Raw genomic sequence first — 21,084 nt, forward strand, 5'->3', positions numbered from 1 at the left:
ATAGTTAAGTTTTATGGAGGAGGGCTATACATGAAAAAAGTATTAATCACGGGAGCGAATAGCTACGTCGGTAATGCGTTCAAACAATGGATTGAGGCACATCATACTAACTCTGTACAAGTCGATACGGTAGGGATGCGAAACGGAGAATGGAAGAACATCTCGTTCGATGGATACGATGCGATTTTACATGCTGCAGGAATCGCTCACGTTTCGACGGACAAGAGCATGGAGGACTTATACTATAAAGTGAACACAGATTTGACGGCCGAGGTTGCAACGAAGGCGAAGCTTGAAGGTGTAAAACAGTTCATCTTCCTCAGCAGCATGATCGTGTACGGGGATGCTTCGAATGCTCAAATGATTACCCGAGATACCGTGCCGAAGCCAACGAATTTCTACGGGAACAGTAAGCTTCAAGCTGAGAAGAAACTTGAAGTGCTAGCGGATCGAGATTTCCTCGTCGCGAATATCCGTCCGCCGATGATTTATGGGAAAGGGTCGAAAGGGAATTACATCAAGCTGGCTGGTCTGTCGAAGAAGATCCCGTTCTTCCCTAGCTATCAAAATCAGCGTAGTATGATCCACATTGATAATTTGTCCGAATTTTTGGCACAGATTATTCTACGTGAAGACCATGGTACGTTCCACCCTCAAAACGAAGAGTATGTCTGTACGTCGGAGCTTGTCTCGACTATCGGATCTGTCCACGGTAATCGTGTAAGAAGATTGGGCTTGTTCAACGGTGTCATCCGTCAGCTCGTGAACCGTAACGTGACCATCAACAAATTGTTCGGGGACTTCGCGTATGCGAAAGAGTTGTCGACATATGAACATGATTACCATGTGCGTGATTTTAAAGATAGTATCGTTGCGACCGAGAAGAATGAGAATTGATGAAAAGCGTCCTGATTTTATTGTGAAATCAGGACGCTTTTCATCAATTCAGGGACTATAAAAAGAAAATATTTGAAAAAGGTAAACCTTAAATTCCTGATATAAACTATATTTAGTTGATTTTATGATGATGGAGGAATTTAAGTGAACACATATTTTTCAAAGCTTTTAATCACGATGGGGATAGCTTTTTTGTCTTTTGGGAATCCGGTTTCAGCGAACGAAAGCGAACCGATGCCGAAACGGGTCATCGTTAAAGTGAAGGGAACGGAAACGGGTGACCTCGACGGTGAGATCATCTCGTCGAAACAAGTCAAAAAACAGACGACGCTCACGCTCGAAGTGCCAAAGGGGACGTCCACCGCCGCCTTCATCAAAGAGTTGAAGCAAGAGGATCACGTGATCCATGTCGAAGAAGATCATTTGATGACATTGACGTATACACCGAGCGACATCTATTTCAGTTCCCAGACGCACCACAGCAACATCCAATCCGAATCCGCCTGGGAGCGATCGATCGGAACGAACGTGACCGTGGCCGTATTGGATAACGGGATTGATATGAATCATGAGGATTTAAAGGATAAAATCGTCAACCCGTACGACACCGTCTATGACTCGGCGTACACGTTGACGCCCGGGAAACACGGGACTCACGTCGCAGGGATCGTGGGCAGTCAAATGGATAACTACTATGGCGGGGTAGGGGTGGCGCCCGATGCGGCCATCATGCCGATTGATGTCTTTATCGGGGAATCGGCCTATACATCGGACGTGATTGAAGGCGTCTATCGCGCCGTCGACCAAGGGGCTGACATCATCAACATGAGTCTCGGGAGTTATAACTACAATTATTCCTTCCAACAAGCCATCAATTATGCGTATGCGCGAGGTGTCGCCGTCATCGCTGCTGCAGGGAATGATGCGACCAGTGAGGCGCATTACCCTTCCTCGTATAATCACGTCATCTCGGTCGGGTCGACGACCTCGTACGACACGTTGTCTTCGTTCTCGAACTACGGATGGAACATCGATGTCACGGCACCGGGAAGCCAGATCGTCTCGACGACGCCATACAATTCATACGGCTCTATGAGCGGGACATCGATGGCCTCACCGGTCGTCGCGGGTGTCGCCGCGTTGATCAAAGCGACCGAACCTGGTCTGTCGGTTGATGCGCTCACGGAACGCTTGACGAGTACCGCTGACGATTTGGGAAGCCCGGGCCGAGATTACTTCTATGGCTATGGACGTGTCAATGCGAAAGAGGCGCTTCACATTCGTCAACTCGATCCGGTCCGTATCGATGAGTTTTCCGATGCGGCTAATGTCGTCACCGGCACGATCCCGGAACAAAATGGATACGGGACGGTGGTCTTGCACGATTCATTGGGGACGGTGATCGGTTCAGCGGATGGATTGTACGGCGGAGACCGCTTTAAAATCAATACGCCGCGCTACAAGGCAGGCACGACGTTGAGCGTGATTTATTATGATTCTTATGGGAACCACAGCGAGCAAACCTGGTTTACGGTCGTTGATAAGACGGCCCCGATCAAACCGAGCGTGAACCCGGTCAGCGACGCCGTTGGCACGGTGAGCGGAAAAGCGGAGGCCGCGAGCACAGTGACCGTGAAAGCCGGCACGACGCTCCTCGGCCAATCTGCGACGAACAAAGATGGCACGTACACAGTGACGATTGGGAAACGGAAGGCCGGGACGGTCCTTCGCGTCGCGAGCACGGACGCTGCTGGTAACGTCAGCCCGATTGTGGAGACGACGGTCATCGACAAGACGGCGCCGTCTATCCCGACAGTACAGGAAGTGAGTGATCAAACGGTCAAGGTGTCCGGTACCGCGGAAGCGAACGCCCGGATTCAAATCAAACAAGGTGCGCGCGAAGTCGGCACAGGAACGGTCCAAGCAGACGGGACGTTCCAAATCTCGATCGTCAAACAAGCCGTCGGTAACGTGTTGACAGTGACTGCCGTTGACGGATGTGTAGTGCAAAATAGGAGTGCAGAAGTGTGCAACGGAAACGTACACAACTCTGCACTCCTATTTTAGAAAAGAAAAAGGACTTGCCAGCAACCATAATCTCACCCTAACGTTTAAGTTGCGAAACAAGAACGTTAGGAGATGGAAGGAATGCTAGCAATGTCCGATATCAATTGTATCAAATTTCTTAGAAACCACAAATCACATTCAATCAATCGAATCGCTAAAAATCTAGACCTCAATTGGAGGACGGTAAAAAAATACGCGGATTCAGCTCAATTGCCAAGCGAAACCATTCGCCCCAAGAGGGGCATGATGTACGGAACGAAATGGGGCGAGATGGTCGAAGATTGGTTGACAGAGGATCAGATGCTTCAGAAAAAGTTGAGACGAACGAATAAAAAGATTTATGAAACGCTGGTGGCGAACGGATTCGAGGGCTCTTATCGAACGGTGTGCAATTTCATCAAGAACTGGCATATGACAAGCGAAGAGGAAAACGACACAAGGCATGAACGACTGCAGCACCCTCCGGGTGAGGCGCAGGTGGATTTCGGGACGATGGAAGTCGTCAAAGATAGTCATGCGGTCGATATGAAGTGCCTCGTCATGAGTCTGCCCTTCAGCAACCGTACGGCAGCCGTCGCCCTCCCCGCAGAAAACCAAGAGTGCTTCCTGACGGGACTCAAAATGCTTTTTGAAGAAATCGGCGGTGTGCCGCAACAACTCCGAATTGATAATCTCCCCGCGGCAGTCATCCAACCGCGAACGACGAGGGAAGAGGCGATCTATACCGATGCTTTCATGCAGTTCATGGCTCATTATGGATTCCAAGTCCAAAGCTGTAATCCTTACAGCGGGAACGAGAAAGGAAGTGTCGAGAACAAGGTCGGATACGTTCGATACAACTTTCTTGTCCCGGCCCCTGTCATGCATGATTACGATTCGATGAACCGACAGCTCGCAGTTTCCCTACGGGACGACATGGAGCGAGTCCATTACGAAAAGCATGTGCTGATCCGTGAGCTGTTCGAAAAAGAGCAGAGACATCTATTGCGATTACCTCAAGAAGACTTCCCCGTCTTCAAGGAAGAACTGTTCAAGGTGAACAAGTACGGCGAAATAACGATCGATAAGACGAAAGTCTTGATCCCTTCAGGGGCTCGTCATGGGCAAGTACGCGCCATCTTAAGGTGGGATTCGATGAAGATTCTCTCACTTCACGGAGAAATCCTTTACGAAGAAAAACGTCCCTACATGATGACAAAGCGTGCGCTCCCATGGGAAAACATCATCAGCACTTGGCACAAGAAGCCGAGAAGCTTCGGGCACTCCCGTTATTCCGAATATCTGCCGGGTAGAATCAAAGAATACCTGGGCGTACCCAACTTACTCGTTCGGCAGGAAAGACTGGCCTGGATCCGAGCCAAGCTCGCACTCTATCCAATCCTCGAGATCAATGAACGCCTATACGAGCTACTGAGCGAGGACGACGATCCAGCCGTGGTTGAGGACCATCCTTATGATGTGGATTGGAGCAAGTACGATAGCCTGAATCGGCCTTGGGGAGAAGGTGGTGCAGTATGAGCCTAAAAGAAATGTGCAAATCGCTCCGCCTTGCCTATGTCGCTGAAATCTATGAATCGATTCCAACGGAATCCCCTGAAAAGTTTCTCACGGAGCTTTTCTCGATGGAAATGCGCCTCCGCGAGGAAGCGAAAGCGCAACGGTTAATCAAAAAGGCTAAATTCATCAACAACAAGTCACTCGACGATTATCACTGGGGCAATCACATCTATTTCCCGAAGCATTTGGATAAGGACGAACTGACCTCATTGAATTTCGTCGAGCATTCACAGAACGTCGTTCTGACAGGGTCCCCGGGGACGGGAAAGACCCATTTGGCCATCGGACTCGGGAGAGAAGCTTGTCACAAAGGTTATGAGGTGAGGTTCTTCCGGGTCTCCGAGCTCGTAGAGCAACTTAACAAGGCCTGGAGGGATGGGAAGCTGAGCAGCTTCCATTCACGTCTCGAATCGGCAGACCTGATCATTTTGGACGAGATGGGATACATCCCTCTCACAAAAGAATCTGCGGAACTCCTGTTCCATCTCATCACTGACTGGTATGAGCGAAAGAGCTTGATCATCACGTCCAACCTTGAGTTCAGCCAGTGGAATCGCATCTTTGGCGACGCGCGCCTAACGGCGGCACTCGTCGATCGCGTCATCCATCACGCTCACATATTAAATTTCACAGGTGACAGTTATCGTGTCACGCATGCGTTGTCGAAACACTAAAACCCAGCTGGCAAAGTTCTGTACTTTTCGTTGCATTATTGTGCACATTTGTATTGCAAAATACAACGGAGCCGGCAATACGAGTCAACCATTGTCCGTACGCGTCACTGATAAGACGGCACCGGTCATTTCTGGCGTGTCGAATGTGATTGTAGAGGCAGGGCGGGCGTTTGATGTGAGACGAGGGCTGAGTGCGATAGATGGAACGGATGGCGATTTGACAGCGAATGTTGCCGTGTCTGGGGCGGTCGATGTCAAGAAGCCAGGTGTGTACGTCCTCACGTACACGGTGAAAGACCGCGCCGGCAATGAAGGGAAAGCGGTGCGTCGGATTACGGTGAAAGACACGGTCAAGCCGGTCCTAACAGGCGTCAAAGCGAAGACCATCCTTTGGAACAGCCGATTCGACGCCAAGGCAGGAATCACGGCGACAGACAACATTAATGGCAATCTAACGAAGATCATCAAAGTGTCAGGAACGGTCAACGTCAAAAAAGTTGGATCGTACAACCTGACGTACAGCGTCACGGATAAGTCAGGCAATACCACGACAGCCGTTCGAAAAATCGTGGTTAAAGACCACCTCAAGCCTGTCATTTCTGGTGCGAAGTCGAAGACGATCAAATTCAAATCGAACTTTAAACCGTTAACAGGCGTGACGGCGAAGGACAACGTGGATGGTACGTTGACGAAGTCGGTCAAAGTTACCGGCAAAGTGAACACGCAACGGAAAGGTGTCTATCCATTGACGTATACGGTCAAAGATAAAGCTGGTAACAGTGCCATTGTAAAAGTAAAGATTACTGTCAAATAAGAACATGATTTTTTTTCGACGACTTGGACCCGACGCTTCGGGGCCGAGTCGTTTTTGAGTATACAGACATCAGGGGACTGGTTGTCGAATCGTGTCAGATGATTGTTCGTCGATTTTCAAAAAACAGTTCCCATATTGCAGAAAAACGGTCTCTTCGATTAGACGAAGCTTTGTATACTGATGAGAGTTTAAATATAGGGAGGAATCATGATGCGGAATAAAATGACGCTGACTGCGTTAGTTGCATTAATTGGTATGACTGCGTTCGTACATCCAATTGAAGCATCTTCTAGTAAAGATCAAATCAATAAGTTAAAAAAAGAGAAAGCTGCTTTGCAAAAACAAGTGAACTCGTTGAAGAAGCAAAAAACTAGTCTGTATTCTAGCCACAATAGTTTAAAGAGTAAATATTCGAAGCTTGAAAAAAATCATCAATCCCTTTTAAAAGAAAATAAGCTCTTAAAGGGAAAAGTCACAAAATTATCGCAAGGTTATCAATTACTTGAAACAAATAAACAATTAACGTGGAATGGAAATGTCGTAGACAAGAAATACAAGTCTACACCATCTCTTCTAGTGTTAAAGAACACGCCATACATCCCACTCGACTTAGCTGCTAAGTTAAATAATTTGCCATTACAATCCTCATCTAAATCTTTTGGTCTCGGTATTCCAAAAAATGGAGTGAGTTTGTCTAAGTTAAAACACGAGAAATCGACGTTTTCTAATATTCTTTATAATCGAACGATAGAAGCAAAAGGAAAGACGGTCGTCAGTAACATTATCTTTGATTCGTTCTCTATGGAATCCTCTGCTTTATATTACTTGAACGAACGTTTCACCACGTTTGAAGCCGATGTGATGGTAACGCCAATTCCTTATGCAGAACAATTAAAGTTAGAAGGTGACAATGGAACAGGAATGATCTTTAAAGTCATCGATGCGAAAACAAATAAAGTTTTAGCTGAGCATGAGTTGAACTACGTCGAAGATCCGATTCATATCAAGCTAAATGTTAGTAAGGTAAACGGAATCAAATTTATGGTTGAAGGGATAGACAATCAGAAATCAGCAACATTGTTGAATCCGATCCTTTCTAAATAATGTTCTTGGCATAGAGTTAAAGTATAAATCGATAGAATGATGGCAAATAGACCGCTCGACGTAAATTGTTGCGCCAAGCGGTCTATTTGTCATTGTAGAATGTATGGCTGTCAAATTCTTATTGAATTTGTCCTAACGATTAATCGGAAAATGATATTGATACAACGATTTCTTGTCGGGATATAACTGAGTGGTGACCTAACATTGGTTTATATGAATTCGGTTGAGCTTTTCCGGGACATGCTATACTAAGAAAAAAGCAAAGAAATGGGTGGAACAGTTATGGGGAAGACGACACCACGGAACTCGAAATGGATGCGGACGTATAACCGCTCGCTCATCCTCCGGCTCATCCGGCTCCATCAGCCGGTGTCCCGGGTCGAGCTCGCCAAGGCGACGAGTTTGACGAAGCCGACGATCTCGAACATCGTCAACGAACTGAAAGAAGAAGGGCTGATCAACGAGCGCGAGCTTGGCGTCTCGAGCGGGGGACGACGGCCGATCATGCTCGAACTCGCGGCGAGCGACCGCTTCGTCATCGGCATCGACGCGACGCAGCGGCGTTTGCACGGCGTCGTCACGAACATCCATGGGGAGATGTTAGGCGAGGCGTGGCATGACGAGCGCTTCGATACGAACGAGGAGTTCATCGAGGCCATCGTGACGCTCTACATAGAACTGGCCGGCAAGGCCCAAGGCGATGTCATCGGGCTCGGCGTGTCCGTCCACGGGATGGTCGAGGCGGGGAAGGGGATTGTCTTGTTCGCGCCGCGTTTCCACTTGCATGACATCCCGCTCAAACAAGAACTCGAACAGCGCCTGAATCAAAACGTCTTCGTCGAGAACGACGTGCGGACGCTCGCCTTAGGCGAACTCTATTTCGGCGAGGCGATCGGCATCGATGAATTCTTTTACGTCTACGCCGGTTACGGTATCGGCGGTGCCTACGTCCACGGCGGCGAACTGATTGACGGGGAGCACCATATCGCCGGGGAGATCGGGCATATGCGCATCATGCTCGACGGACCGATCTGTTCGTGCGGCAACCGCGGCTGCCTCGAGGCGGTCGCTGGGGAACGGGCCATCTTGAACGAAGCTCGACAGCTGAACCATGAGCTCAATCTGAACGATTTGCGCGACGCGGTCGAGACGAACGCCGATATTCAGCAGTTATATGAGCGGGCCGGGGAGTATATCGGCATCGCGACGCTCAACATGATCCACCTGCTCAACCCGAACCGGATCCTACTCGGGGGGCCGCTCTTCAACTACGCACCGAATGTCGTCGCCAACATCCAGGAGCGGGTCGCCCAGACGGCGCTGACGATGGATGCTCGCCAGACCGATATCCGTGTCGTCCCGTGGAATGCGAACCACGGTGCGCTCGGTGCGGCCGCCCTCATCACGAACCAAGTGTTCGGTGAAATCCAATGATTCAATCGCTCTCACGTCGAGGGCGATTTTTTTGTGTCGAAAAATAATTTTAATGAAACCGTTTACAAGTCTAAAAAGGATATGCTATAGTCTGTTTGTAGTTAGATAATAAATTTAATTTACTAAGTAAGGGGTGACACTCTCAAACGGGAAAGTGGAGGGGTAGACATGGACATAGAGACACCATTGCTGAAAGACAAGTTTCACGATATATTCGGTCGCTACGGCGCGACACGGCTGTTCACACGGGACGGTTCGTCATTTAACGAATTGGAAGCGTTCTCAAAAGCTGACGGTGTCGTCGTCACCCGTTCACGACGGGACGGTATCTTCCGGCTCTACGACGAGGAGGCCCGTGACATTCGGCTATTCCGCGTCTCAGACTTGAACGGGGCCCGCACGAACGACTTCGACGGACTGTTCGAGATGCTTCTATGGCGGTTGAAGCAACAGGACGCGCTACCGTTCGGGGCCGACCTATACGTCGTCGGATCGTACATAGACGACCATTGGCAGTTTGATTTGGAACTGATTGCGTACACACTCACCCGGCTCGGGGATCAACCGATGCCAGACCACTTGATTCGGGAGCTTTGCCTCAAGCTGGTCGCATAACATTCAAAGGAGAATTGGACATGAAGAAAACGACAATCGCACTCGCATCATCGGTACTCGTCTTGTCATCACTGCTCGCCGCTTGCGGCGGCAAGGAAGAGGCGGCCGCGACGACAGAAGACGGCAAGCCGGTCATCAACTGGTGGGGCTGGGCGCCACAACCAGAAGTCGGGGAAGCCATGGCCAAGGCGTTCAACGAGTCGCAAGACGACTACGTCGTCAAGTTCAAACGTCTCGAGGACTATGAACAACAGCTCCAAGTCGCCATGCTTGGGGGCGACGGCCCAGATGTCATCGGCCTCAAGGAACCGATGATCCCGCAATACAAAGACCGCCTCGTCCCGGCGAAAGATTACATGGACAAAGCGGCCGGCGCGGGCTGGAAAGAGAAGTTGATCGAGCTCGGCGTCGAACAGACGACGGTCGACGGCGAACAGATGGCGGTACCGGTCGGATTCACAGGCCAGGCGTATCTCATGTACAACAAGACGATGCTCGACAAATACGGCGTGACACCGCCGAAGACGTATGATGAGACGATTGCGGCGATTGACAAGATCAACGCCTCGGGCGACAAAGTCATCCCGATGCAGCTCGGCGCGAAAGACGCCTGGGTCGGCACGGACGTCTTCAACGTCTTGAGCCACCAGGTCGCACCAGGGTACATCCAAAAAGTACTTGAGGGCGAAGCGAAATGGACGGACAAAGAGATGGTCGAGACGGCTGAACTTTGGCAGCAACTGTTCGAAGACAAAGTGTTCCAAGAAGGCGCGTTGGGCCTCGCAACATACATGGACGGCATGAACAACTTCTTCGACAAAAAAGCGGCGATGTGGGTCATCGGCTCGTGGGAAGCCCACTCGATGACGACGGTCGAGAAGCGTGACAAGTGGAACAACTTCGAAGACGAGATCGGCTTCGTGCCGCTCCCGAACCTCGCGGGCGGCACAGAACAACCGGTCATCGCCTCAATCGACATGGCGCTCGGCGTCAACAAAGAGTCGAAACAACAAGACGGCGCGGCCGCCTTCATCGCCTACATGACGCAAGGCGAAGGCCAAGCGCTCTATATGGAGAAGTTCGAGATGGCTCCGGCCGTCAAGGACATCGAAGTGGCGTACGAGGACAAGTTCACGTCTGACGTGGAACGCGAGTCGTACGAGATCTTGAACGAGACGGTGAAGAACGCCGTCGCGGGCCGCGGCATCCGTGACCCGAAAGTATACGACACGCTCGGCAAAGAGCTTCAAAACATCGCCGGCGGTCAAGACGCGAAGGAAGCGCTCGCGCGCATCCAAGCCATCGCCGATCAAGGTAAATAATCGAACGAGCGCCAGTGGCCAGCCTGACTGGCGCTCGATTTTTTGATAGGAAAGTGAGGGAACCTTATGCAACACGCAACCGAGTTACCGGAAGAACAGCCGAAGCTGTCGGCGGTCCCGCCGCAACGACCGGATTCGACGAAGAAGAAAGCGCAGCTGAAGAAGAACTTGATCGGCTGGGCGTTCGTCGCCCCGACCGTCCTGTTCGTCATCGCCTTCATCTATTACGGCATCTTCTATAACGCCTATCACTCGCTGTTCTCGTGGGACGGCATCTCGTTCGAGAAGACGTACATCGGCTTCGAGAACTTCGGCCGTATGTTCAGCGACCCGGAATTTTATAACGCGCTCAAGAATACGGGCATCTTCACCGTCTTGACCGTGACGATTCAAGCCGGGCTCGGGCTCGTCTTGGCGTACCTGCTCCACACGAAAGGCGTCGGCCGCACGTTCTTCAAGTCGGTGTTCTTCTTCCCGGTCGTGTTGAGCCCGGTCGTATTGGGTGCCGCGTTCTCACAAATCTTCGACTTCCAGTTCGGCTATATCAACGAATTCCTCCGCATGATCGGTCTCGGTGCGTTCGAACAGAACTGGCTCGGAGACCAGGACGTCGCCTTGTACGCCATCATCTTGATCAACATCTTCCAATGGACGGGCTCGTCGATGATCATGTACTACATGGCGATGCTCGCCATCGAGCGTGAAGTGTTCGAGGCGGCCAATATCGATGGCGCCGGCTTCTGGCGCACGCTCTGGAGCGTCGTGTTCCCGAACTTGAAAGGGACGACGTTCACGCTGACAATCCTCGGGGTCATCGGCGGACTGAAGACGTTCGATATCGTCTGGATCTCGACGCAAGGCGGACCGGGTAACTCGACCGAGGTCATCTCGACGTACCTGTTCCGTAAATCGATGTTGCACCAAGAGGTCGGCTACGCCAGCGCCGTCGCCATCATCTTGCTGATTATCGCGCTCAGCATCACGTACTTCCAGACACGCGTACAGAAGAAAATGGACTGAGGAGGGATACCCATGGAAATCCAAACGAAAAAAGGAAGATGGCTCACCAATCTCGGCTTGTCGCTCATGGCGGTCGTCTGGTTGTTCCCGATCTTCGTCATGTTCAAAGAGAGTTTACGGGTCAACGGCTTCAGTAACTATATCGCGACGTTACAGAACCCGAACTTCCCTCAGTTTGTCTTCAACAGTTTCATCGTCGCGTTCTTTATGATCCTCATCTCGATCTCGTTTCTTGCCTTTGCGGCGTTCGGCTTCTCGAAGCTCGAGTTCGCGGGGAAACGGTTACTCTTCAACCTCGTCTTGGCCGGACTCATGTTGCCGGTCGCGTCGCTCATCGTCCCGCTCTTCTTCACGCTGCGCAACCTTGACGGCTTAAACAGCTACTGGGGATTGATCGGAGCCGAGGTGGCGTTCTTCCTCCCGTTCGGGCTCATGCTCATCAAGAGCTACTTCGACGAGCTGCCGAACGAGTTGATGGAAGCGGCCCATATCGACGGGGCGACGACGTTCCAAATCTTCTATAAGATCATGATGCCGCTCGCCAAGCCGGCACTCGCGACGGCGACGATTTACGCGTTCCTCAACTCATGGAACGAGTACTTGATGGTCCTCACGTTCATGACGGACCCGGCCTATCAGACGGTGACGATGGCCCCGACGTTCTTCACGGAAGCGCTCGGTGGTGATCCAGGTAAACTGTACGCCTCGCTCGTGTTGATCAGCTTGCCGACGATGGTGTTCTATATCTTCTTCCAACGCTTCTTACAGAAAGGCATGACTTCGGGAGCGGTCAAATAATCGATTGAGGTGAATCAAATGTATGTAGGAGTAGATTATTATCCAGAACAGACGGACCGCGCCCTGTGGGATGAGGACGTCCGCTTGATGAAAGAGCTTGGTGTCAACGTGATCCGCATGGCGGAGTTCGCGTGGACGATGATGGAGCCGGCCGACGGCGAGTTCGATTTCTCATTTTGGGATGAGGTCGTCGACACGTTCGGCAAGGACTTCGACGTCATCCTCGGCACGCCGACGGCGACGCCACCGGCCTGGTTGATCGAAAAATATCCGGACATCTTGCCGGTGACGGCGGACGGGGTCCGCATCAGTTTCGGCGCCCGCCGCCACTATACGGTCAACAGCTCGGTATACCGTGAGTATTGCGAACGCATCACGCGGAAGATGGCGGAGCGTTACGGGAAACATCCGGCCGTCATCGGCTGGCAGACCGACAACGAGTACGGTCACGAGAAATCGGACCGCTCGTACGGCGACGTCGACCAAGTCGCGTTCCAAGCCTGGCTACAAGACCGCTATGAGACGCTCGACGCGTTGAACGCGGCCTGGGGGACCGTCTTCTGGAGCCATACATACTCGGAATGGAGTCAGATTCCGGTCCCTCGTACCGTGTTCCAAGAGCACAACCCGTCGCTCCTCGTCGATTTCGACCGCTTCTGTTCGGACGCGTACCGTTCGTTCAACAAGCTCCAAGTCGACACGCTTCGACCGCTCATCCATGACGACGCGTTCATCACGCATAACCTCGTCTATAGCGACATGGCGATCAACCAGCAACAGATGGCCCAAGATCTCGATTACGTCTCGTTCGACAACTATCCGGTCTGGGGCGGGTTGCCGGAGCCGAACCGGTTCGAGAAGACGGCGCACGACCATGACTTATGCCGCTCATCGAAACAAGGCAAAGGCTTCTGGGTGATGGAGCAGCTCAGCGGTGCGCAAGGCTGGAGCCGCATCGGCTACTTGCCGCGACCGGGCCACATCCGTCTATGGACGCATCAGGCCGTCGCCCGCGGCGCCGAAGCAATCGTCTATTTCCGCTTCCGGGCCGCCCATTTCGGGACCGAGGAGTTCTGCCACGGCATCATCGACCACGACGGCAAGCCGAAACGGAAGTTCGATGAAGTGCAAGGCGTCATGAAAGAATTGACGACGCATGGTGACATGATTAACGCCGCCGACTATCGAGCTGATGTCGCTGTCTATTACGACCAAGAGAACTTATGGGCGTGGACGCATCAGCCGCACTCGGACGCGTTCAACTTCAAGCAAGAGTTCGTCCGTTTCTACGGAGCGGCCGTCCGCCAAGGTGTCAACACGGACATCGTCTTCCCAGGGGACGCGCTCGACAAATACAAACTCGTCGTCGTGCCGCTCTATTTCCTCGGAAATGATACGTTCGATGCATCGCTCATCGACTATATCGAGAACGGTGGCCACGTCATCTTCACGTACCGGACGGGCGTCAAAGACCCGATCAACCGTTGTCACTTCGACACGCTACCGGGCAAGTTCGCGAAATACGCCGGCATCGAGATCGATGAGTACGAAAGCTTGCAGGCAGTGCAGTCGAACCGGGTTCGCTTGGGCGACTATGTCTCTGAGGCGAATACCTGGTGCGACTTGATCACGCCGAAAGGTGCCGACGTGGTCGCGACGTATGAGCAGGCGTTCTATAAAGGGACGGCCGCCGTCACGCGTCACACGTACAAAGGCGACGTGACGTATATCGGCTCATCGGTCGACGATTCGATGCTCGATACGATTTACAATGAGGCGCTCACGCGCGCCGGCATCGATGCGAACCGTCTCCCGGACGACGTCGAGAAAGTCGACCGCCATGGCGACGGATACGTCATCCGCTTCTACATGAACCACTCGACAGACGTGACGTCTACGGTCGACGTGTCAGGCGACTGGCAAACGCTCGATGGGGATTTGGTATCAGGCAAGCTCGAGCTCAACCCGCTCGATGTCGTCATCTTGAAGCAGGAGGTGGGGGCATGATCTATCGCTTCGACAACCGCTTTGTGATTGAAGGAAAAAACCTCGCCTTCGTGTTCGATGTCGACGCTCGCGGACGACTCGTCCATCAATACCTCGGGGGTCGGCTCCATGAAGCCGATTACGCCGAGCTGCCGGACGCACGCATCCTGCACTCGTCGTTCGAGACACCAGAAGGCGTCGCCGCGTACGAGTTCGCCTCGTTCGGCGACCTCGTCTATACGGAACCGACGTTGAAAAGCCATACAAAGCGTGAACGGCTGCACGCCTTCACGTTCCAGGATGCCCGCATCGATGGCGACACGCTCGAGATTGACCTGTTCGATTCGATTCAACAGTTGACGGTGACGCTGCACTTCACGGTGTATGCGGCGTATGACATCATCGAACGCAAGATGACGCTTCAGGCTGGCGAGACGGTGACGCTCGAGAGCGCGCAGTCGTTCAGCCTCGGATTGACGGAACGTAAGCTTCGCCTCAGCCATTTATCAGGGGCGTGGACGAGCGAGTTCCAGCTCCAGCAAGGCGACTTGCTCCCAGGCAAGAAGACGATCGAGAGCCGCCGCGGTTTGACGAGCCACCAAAGCAACCCGTGGTTCGCCCTCGACCAATCGGCGACGGAAGAAAATGGTGAGGTTATTTACGGCTTCCTCGGTCACTCTGGTAACTGGGCGATTCACTTCGAACGCGACCAGTTCGGCTTCACGCAAGTGACGGGCGGGCTCAACTCGTTCGACTTCGCGAAGAGACTCGAAGCAGGCGATTCGTTCACGACACCGACCGGCTATATCGGTTACACGCAACAGGGCTTCGGCGGCATGAGCCGGAACGCGCACGATTTCGAGCGCGACGTCATCATGCCGGAACGGACGCGCGAGACGCTCCGCCCTGTCTTGTATAACTCATGGGAAGCGACGTATTTCGACGTCAGCGAGGACGGCCAGAAACGGCTCGTCGATAAGGCGGCCGCAATCGGCTGCGAACTGTTCGTCGTCGACGACGGCTGGTTCGGCGAACGGAACTCGGACGCGGCCGGTCTCGGTGACTGGCACGTCAACACGACGAAGTTCCCGAACGGGCTCGAGCCGCTCATCCGCTACATCGAGGATAAAGGCCTCCAGTTCGGTCTCTGGGTCGAACCGGAGATGGTCAACCCGGATTCAGATCTCTACCGGGCGCATCCCGATTGGATTTACCAGACAAACGGCCGCCCGTCGACGACGTCGCGCAACCAGTTCGTGTTGAACTTGGCGCTGGCGGAAGTCGAGGCGCACGTGACCGGGTTATTAGATGATTTGCTGTCGAAGCATACGATCCGCTATATCAAGTGGGACATGAACCGGGCCTTCTCAGAGCCGGACAGCCCGCAGTTACGTGACGCGAAAGAGCTGTGGCTCCGTCATACGGAAGCCGTCTATCGCATCTTAGATACGCTCCGGGCGAAACATCCGGACGTCGCTTTCGAGTCATGCGCCGGCGGCGGGGGTCGAATCGACCTCGGTGTGCTGACGCGTGTCGAACAAGTCTGGACGAGCGACAATACCGACGCGCTCGACCGGCTCGAGATTCAGGAAGGCTTCTCGTACGCCTATAACGCCAAGATGATGAGCTGTTGGGTGACGGACGCGCCGAACTGGTTGAACGGCCGCTCGCTCCCGCTCAAGTTTAGGTTCGTCAGCGCGATGCAAGGCACGCTCGGCATCGGCGGCAACCTGCTCGAATGGAGTCAGGACGATTTAGATGAGTCGGCAAAATGGATCGAAACGTACAAGGCGATCCGTCCGCTCATCCAGCACGGCACGAGCTATCGCCTCGCCTCGCTCAAGACGGACGGGGTACATGCGATGGGTTATACGCACGGGGAGGATTACGTCGTCCTCGTCAACGCCGACCGTCGTCATTACGGTAAGAACCGATTGCGCGTCAAACTCGCCGGGCTCGACCCGGAGCGCGTCTACGTCTACGACGACCGACGCGTGAGCGGACGCTATTTGATGGAACAAGGCCTTACATTCACACAACAACAGGACTATGACGCGTATTGCCTGGTCATCCGCCCGGCATGAGCAAAGAAAGGGATGGAGTCGTATGCTTTCATTTGATTCAGCACACCTGAACGAACAGTTCGAGACCGTGTTCTCGGCAAGCCCCGAGCGAAGCTTCTTCGCACCGGGCCGCATCAACTTGATCGGCGAACACACCGATTACAACGGAGGCCACGTCTTTCCATGTGCCATCACGTTCGGCACGTACGGGCTCGTCCGCAAACGTGAGGATGAATTGATCCGCGTCTACTCGCTCAACTTCGAGGACGTCGGGGTCGTCTCATTCCCGGTGACGGATGGGACGTATGAGACGGATCACGACTGGGCGAACTACGTCAAAGGCGTCGTCGCGCTCCTGCGCGCGGATGGGTATGCGGTCGGAGGGTTCGATTTCCTCCTCGCAGGCAATATCCCGAACGGCGCCGGACTGTCATCGTCGGCCTCGCTCGAACTCGTGACGGCGCTCATGATCAATGAGGTGTACGGACTCGGTCTCGAACGGATTGACCTCGTCCATCTCGGACAACGCGTCGAGAACGACTTCATCGGCGTCAACTCCGGCATCATGGACCAGTTCGCCATCGGCATGGGCAAGGCGGACCACGCCATCCTGCTCGACTGCGACACGCTCCATCACGACTATGCGCCGATCAAGCTCGACGGCTATGACATTTTGATTATGAACACGAACAAGCGTCGCGAACTGGCCGATTCGAAATATAACGAACGCCGCACCGAGTGCGATACGGCGCTCGGCTTGCTGCAACAACACTTCGATGTCGCCTCGCTCGGGCAATTATCGGTCGAGACGTTCGAGACGGTGGCGGACGAGTTCCCGGAGACGCTCCGGAAACGGGCCCGTCATGCCATCTCGGAGAACGAGCGGACGAAGCTCGCCTTCACCGCGCTAGAGGATGGACGGCTCGACACGTTCGGTCAACTGATGAACGACTCGCACGCGTCACTGAAGCATGATTACGAAGTGACGGGCCGTGAGCTCGACACGCTCGTCGCCACGACGCAAAGTTGCGACGGCGTCATCGGCAGCCGGATGACAGGCGCCGGCTTCGGCGGCTGTGCCATCGCCATCGTCGACAAGACGGCGACGGAAGCAGTCATGCAGACGGTGTCGACCGTGTATGAAGCAGAGATCGGCTACGCGCCGACATTTTATATCGCGTCCGTCGGAGACGGCGCGCGTGAACTCGTAGAGGAGGAAGTGAAATGAGTGTACTCGTCGTCGGAGGGGCCGGTTATATCGGCTCCCATGCAGTCCGCGCCTTGCTTGCGCGCGGGGAAAACGTCATCGTGATCGACAACCTGCAGACCGGGCATATCGAATCGGTTCCGGAACAGGTCCGTTTATTTAAAGGGGATATCCGCGACCGCGCCTTCATGGATCAGACGTTCGCGAACGAGTCGATCACCGAGGTGCTCCATTTCGCCGCCAACTCGCTCGTCGGTGAGTCGATGGATGAGCCGTTGAAGTATTACGACAACAACGTCTTTGGGACACAAGTGTTGCTCGAGACGATGCGGAAACATGGCGTGACGCGAATCGTCTTCTCCTCGACGGCCGCGACATATGGCGACCAGGACGAGATGCCGATCCGAGAGACGGCCGCGACGAACCCGACGAACACGTACGGGGCGACGAAACTCGCGATGGAGACGATGATGAAATGGTGCGACCGCGCCTTCGGCATCCGTTTCGTGGCGCTCCGTTACTTCAACGTCGCCGGTGCTGACCCGACCGGTGAGATCGGTGAGGACCATATGCCAGAGACGCACTTGATTCCGCTCGTGCTCGAAGTGGCGAACGGGAAGCGGGACGCCATCACCGTGTTCGGCGACGATTACCAGACGCCGGACGGGACGTGCATCCGCGATTACATCCACGTGCAAGACCTCGTCGACGCCCACGTGCGCGCACTCGACTATTTGAAAGAGGGCGGTGCGAGCGACGTTTTCAATCTCGGCACGGAGACAGGACTATCGGTGCTCGAAATCATCGAGGCGGCCCGTCGCGTGACGGGACATGCCATCCCGGTGCAGATGGGCGTCCGTCGTGCCGGTGACCCGGCGATATTGATCGCGTCACCGGACAAGGCGAAACAAGTGCTCGGCTGGACACCATTACGGTCGACGGTCGATATCATCCTCGCCGACGCCTGGAACTGGCACAAGCATCATCCGGAAGGTTATAAACATGTCGAAGGGGTGAGACGATGATCGAATCTACGATTGAAGCGCTCGTCGAGGCAGCGATCCGCGAGGAACTGATCACCGAGCAGGATCGCATCTACTCGCGGAACCGTGTCCTCGCCCGAATCAATCAACTCGATTTCACGAAACCGACGTTCGTCCCGCACGATTCGATTCCGAACCTGCTCGAGACGTTGACGGAGCATGCGGTCGAACGCGGGTTCGTCGACGATTTATTGGAAGAGAAGGACCGCTTCATGGCCGAGGTCATGGACGTGTTCGTCTCGAAACCGTCCGAGGTGACGCGCACGTTCAACGCGCTTCGAACTACCGATGTTGAAGCGGCGACGGCTTTCTTCTATAAGATGAGTCAGGCGTCGAACTATATCCAGACGAAACGGATCGCCAACAACATCACGTACCAGGCACCGACGCGCTACGGCACGCTCGACATCACCATCAACCTGTCGAAGCCGGAGAAGGATCCGCGTGAGATTGCGCTCGCTCGTCTGCAACCGACGCCGGAGACGAACTATCCGAAAGGGCTGCTCGCGATTGAGAATGAAGGTTACGGCGGTCACTTGAAACATCCGGCCCGAGCCAATCACCGCATCATCCCGCTCACGCTCGGCGGACAGGCATGGTCGTTCCAATATTCGCCGTACCTCTACTACAACGAGCACTCGATTTTGTTGTCGAACGAAGTACGCGACATGGTCATCGACCGGGGTGCGTTCGAGCGTCTGCTCGATTTCGTGTCGCAGTTCCCGCATTACTTCGCCGGGTCGAACGCGGACTTGCCAATCGTCGGTGGATCGATTTTGACGCACGACCATTACCAGGCCGGCCGCTACCGGTTTGCGATGGACGACGCCAAGGTCGTCTCGACGTATCGCTCGGACCGTTACGACCAAGTCGAAATCGAGACGCTCTATTGGCCGCTCTCGATCGTCCGGCTCCGCTCCCGTCAGAAAGAGCAGCTCGTCATGTTGGCGAATCAGTTGCTCGGCCATTGGCGCGAGTATGCCGACGGTGACATTGTCCCATATTCGGGTGAGACCCGTCACAATACGGTGACGCCGATTGCGCGCCGCCGCGACGGCCGCTATGAATTAGACCTCGTCCTCCGCAACAATCGGACGAGCGATGAGCATCCTGATGGGATCTTCCATCCGCACGCCGACGTCCATCACATCAAGCGCGAGAACATCGGGCTGATCGAAGTGATGGGACTCGCCGTGTTGCCGGCCCGACTGAAGACCGAACTCGAACAAGTCGTCCGCTATGTGGCCGGTGAAGACGTCGACGTCGCGGACATGCATCGCGCTTGGGCCGAAGAACTGAAGGCGAAGCCAGGTGACGCGAAGACGATCGTCGACCAGGCTGTCGTTGACAAGTTCGTCAAAGGGCTCGAGGACGCGGGCGTGTTCAAACAGACGGTGGAAGGACAGGAACGTTTCACCGCATTCATGGCTTCGTTTCTCAGCCACGTCGATAAAGTGGAGTACGGGGCGACGACTACGGGAATGAACAGGTAAACGAATCGAAGTAGGTGAGCCAGTTGAGAGAAGCAACGATTGAAAATAAGAACGGCATGCGTTTATCGGCCATTTCTTACGGGTGTGCCATGACCGAGTTGACGGCACCGGACCGTGACGGGAATATGGACTCTGTCATTTTGAAGTACGACAGTCCCGAGCAATACCTGGAGAACCCGGTCTATCTCGGTTCTGTCGTCGGACGGATTGCCGGGCGGATCCGCAATGCGGAGATTGATGGGGTGGCCTTGACCCCAAGCGAGGCCCCGCATCATATCCACGGCGGAGACGACGGCATCACGGCCCGGCACTGGGACATGAACGTCGAGGGGCAGGCGATCACGTTCACTTATCTCAGTCCGGATGGGGAAGAAGGGTATCCCGGCAACGTCACGTTCAAGGTCGTCTATGAATTGACGGACGACAACGAGCTCGTCGTCACGATGACGGCCCAGACGGACAAACGGACGTGGGTCAACTTGAACCATCACAACTATTTCAATCTCGGTGGACGGCCGACGATTCATGACCATGTGTTGACGTTACCAGCCGATCATGTCGCAAAACTCGATGACGAGTCACTGCCGACGGGCGAGTTGCTTGAAGTGAAGGCGACGCCGTTCGACTTCCGTAATGGGAAGCCAGTCGGTGAGGCGATTACATCGGAGGACGAAGCCATCGTCAAGGCTGGGGGACTTGATCATCCGTTCCTGTTGAAGGAGAGGGTGACCCGGTTGCATGACCCGGTGAGCGGACGCGTCATGGACGTCGAAACGAACCAGCCGGTCATGGTCGTCTATACGGCAAACTTCCTCAGTGAAGAGACACCGGTCACGCTCGAGGGACGGCAGAAGCATAGTGCGATCTGTTTAGAAGCACAGGCGTTCCCGGACGCACCGAACCATCCAGACATCGCCACATCGATCGAACTGAAACCCGAGGAGTTGTATCACTCGAGGACGGTTTATCGGTTTGGGGTGGAGTGAAAAA

General features: G+C 54.0%; 17 protein-coding genes. All 17 read left to right on the forward strand.

The features are described 5' to 3' along the window. Positions 1-30: 30 nt before the first annotated feature. On the forward strand, positions 31-897 hold the full coding sequence (locus NMQ00_RS03225; protein ID WP_255177904.1) for an NAD-dependent epimerase/dehydratase family protein: 867 nt from the start codon (positions 31-33) through the stop codon (positions 895-897). Positions 898-1,089: 192 nt separating this feature from the next. After that, positions 1,090-2,964, forward strand: a complete 1,875-nt coding sequence (locus tag NMQ00_RS03230) for a S8 family serine peptidase (RefSeq protein WP_255177905.1) — start codon at positions 1,090-1,092, stop codon at positions 2,962-2,964. 90 nt (positions 2,965-3,054) lie between these two features. Then, positions 3,055-4,482 carry an IS21 family transposase gene (gene istA, locus NMQ00_RS03235; RefSeq protein WP_255178668.1) on the forward strand — a complete coding sequence of 476 codons (1,428 nt, stop codon included), beginning with the start codon at positions 3,055-3,057 and terminating at the stop codon, positions 4,480-4,482. Further along, positions 4,479-5,195, forward strand: a complete 717-nt coding sequence (gene istB / locus NMQ00_RS03240; protein ID WP_147538924.1) for an IS21-like element helper ATPase IstB — start codon at positions 4,479-4,481, stop codon at positions 5,193-5,195. The genes istA and istB overlap by 4 nt, the downstream gene beginning before the upstream one ends. A gap of 91 nt (positions 5,196-5,286) precedes the next feature. Then, entirely contained in the window at positions 5,287-6,009 is a 723-nt protein-coding gene (locus NMQ00_RS03245) for an immunoglobulin-like domain-containing protein (protein WP_255177906.1), read from the forward strand. Between the two features lie 210 nt (positions 6,010-6,219). Next, positions 6,220-7,113 (forward strand): transforming acidic coiled-coil-containing protein, encoded by an 894-nt coding sequence (locus NMQ00_RS03250; RefSeq protein WP_255177907.1) that lies wholly within the window; start codon positions 6,220-6,222, stop codon positions 7,111-7,113. 282 nt (positions 7,114-7,395) lie between these two features. Next, complete coding sequence (locus NMQ00_RS03255) at positions 7,396-8,547, forward strand: ROK family transcriptional regulator (protein WP_255177908.1); 1,152 nt, start codon at positions 7,396-7,398, stop codon at positions 8,545-8,547. Positions 8,548-8,715: 168 nt separating this feature from the next. Continuing rightward, positions 8,716-9,162: a hypothetical protein gene (locus NMQ00_RS03260; RefSeq protein ID WP_255177909.1), complete on the forward strand. Its 447-nt coding sequence runs from the start codon at positions 8,716-8,718 to the stop codon at positions 9,160-9,162. Between the two features lie 20 nt (positions 9,163-9,182). After that, complete coding sequence (locus tag NMQ00_RS03265; protein ID WP_255177910.1) at positions 9,183-10,484, forward strand: ABC transporter substrate-binding protein; 1,302 nt, start codon at positions 9,183-9,185, stop codon at positions 10,482-10,484. A gap of 66 nt (positions 10,485-10,550) precedes the next feature. Further along, positions 10,551-11,504 (forward strand): carbohydrate ABC transporter permease, encoded by a 954-nt coding sequence (locus tag NMQ00_RS03270; RefSeq protein ID WP_214824840.1) that lies wholly within the window; start codon positions 10,551-10,553, stop codon positions 11,502-11,504. 12 nt (positions 11,505-11,516) lie between these two features. Next, a complete protein-coding gene (locus tag NMQ00_RS03275) occupies positions 11,517-12,302 on the forward strand; it encodes a carbohydrate ABC transporter permease (RefSeq protein WP_255177911.1) in 786 nt (261 codons plus the stop codon). Between the two features lie 18 nt (positions 12,303-12,320). Then, on the forward strand, positions 12,321-14,309 hold the full coding sequence (locus tag NMQ00_RS03280; RefSeq protein WP_255177912.1) for a beta-galactosidase: 1,989 nt from the start codon (positions 12,321-12,323) through the stop codon (positions 14,307-14,309). Next, positions 14,306-16,372 carry an alpha-galactosidase gene (locus NMQ00_RS03285; RefSeq protein ID WP_255177913.1) on the forward strand — a complete coding sequence of 689 codons (2,067 nt, stop codon included), beginning with the start codon at positions 14,306-14,308 and terminating at the stop codon, positions 16,370-16,372. Before NMQ00_RS03280 ends, NMQ00_RS03285 begins: the two co-directional genes overlap by 4 nt. 22 nt (positions 16,373-16,394) lie before the next feature. After that, positions 16,395-17,579 (forward strand): galactokinase, encoded by a 1,185-nt coding sequence (locus tag NMQ00_RS03290; RefSeq protein ID WP_255177914.1) that lies wholly within the window; start codon positions 16,395-16,397, stop codon positions 17,577-17,579. After that, positions 17,576-18,583 carry a UDP-glucose 4-epimerase GalE gene (galE, locus tag NMQ00_RS03295; RefSeq protein ID WP_255177915.1) on the forward strand — a complete coding sequence of 336 codons (1,008 nt, stop codon included), beginning with the start codon at positions 17,576-17,578 and terminating at the stop codon, positions 18,581-18,583. The genes NMQ00_RS03290 and galE overlap by 4 nt, the downstream gene beginning before the upstream one ends. Beyond that, positions 18,580-20,094: a UDP-glucose--hexose-1-phosphate uridylyltransferase gene (locus NMQ00_RS03300; protein ID WP_255177916.1), complete on the forward strand. Its 1,515-nt coding sequence runs from the start codon at positions 18,580-18,582 to the stop codon at positions 20,092-20,094. Before galE ends, NMQ00_RS03300 begins: the two co-directional genes overlap by 4 nt. A gap of 14 nt (positions 20,095-20,108) precedes the next feature. Further along, positions 20,109-21,080 carry an aldose epimerase family protein gene (locus tag NMQ00_RS03305; protein ID WP_255177917.1) on the forward strand — a complete coding sequence of 324 codons (972 nt, stop codon included), beginning with the start codon at positions 20,109-20,111 and terminating at the stop codon, positions 21,078-21,080. Positions 21,081-21,084 lie beyond the last annotated feature (4 nt).

This window comes from Exiguobacterium aurantiacum (assembly GCF_024362205.1).
GTDB lineage: Bacteria > Bacillota > Bacilli > Exiguobacteriales > Exiguobacteriaceae > Exiguobacterium > Exiguobacterium aurantiacum_B.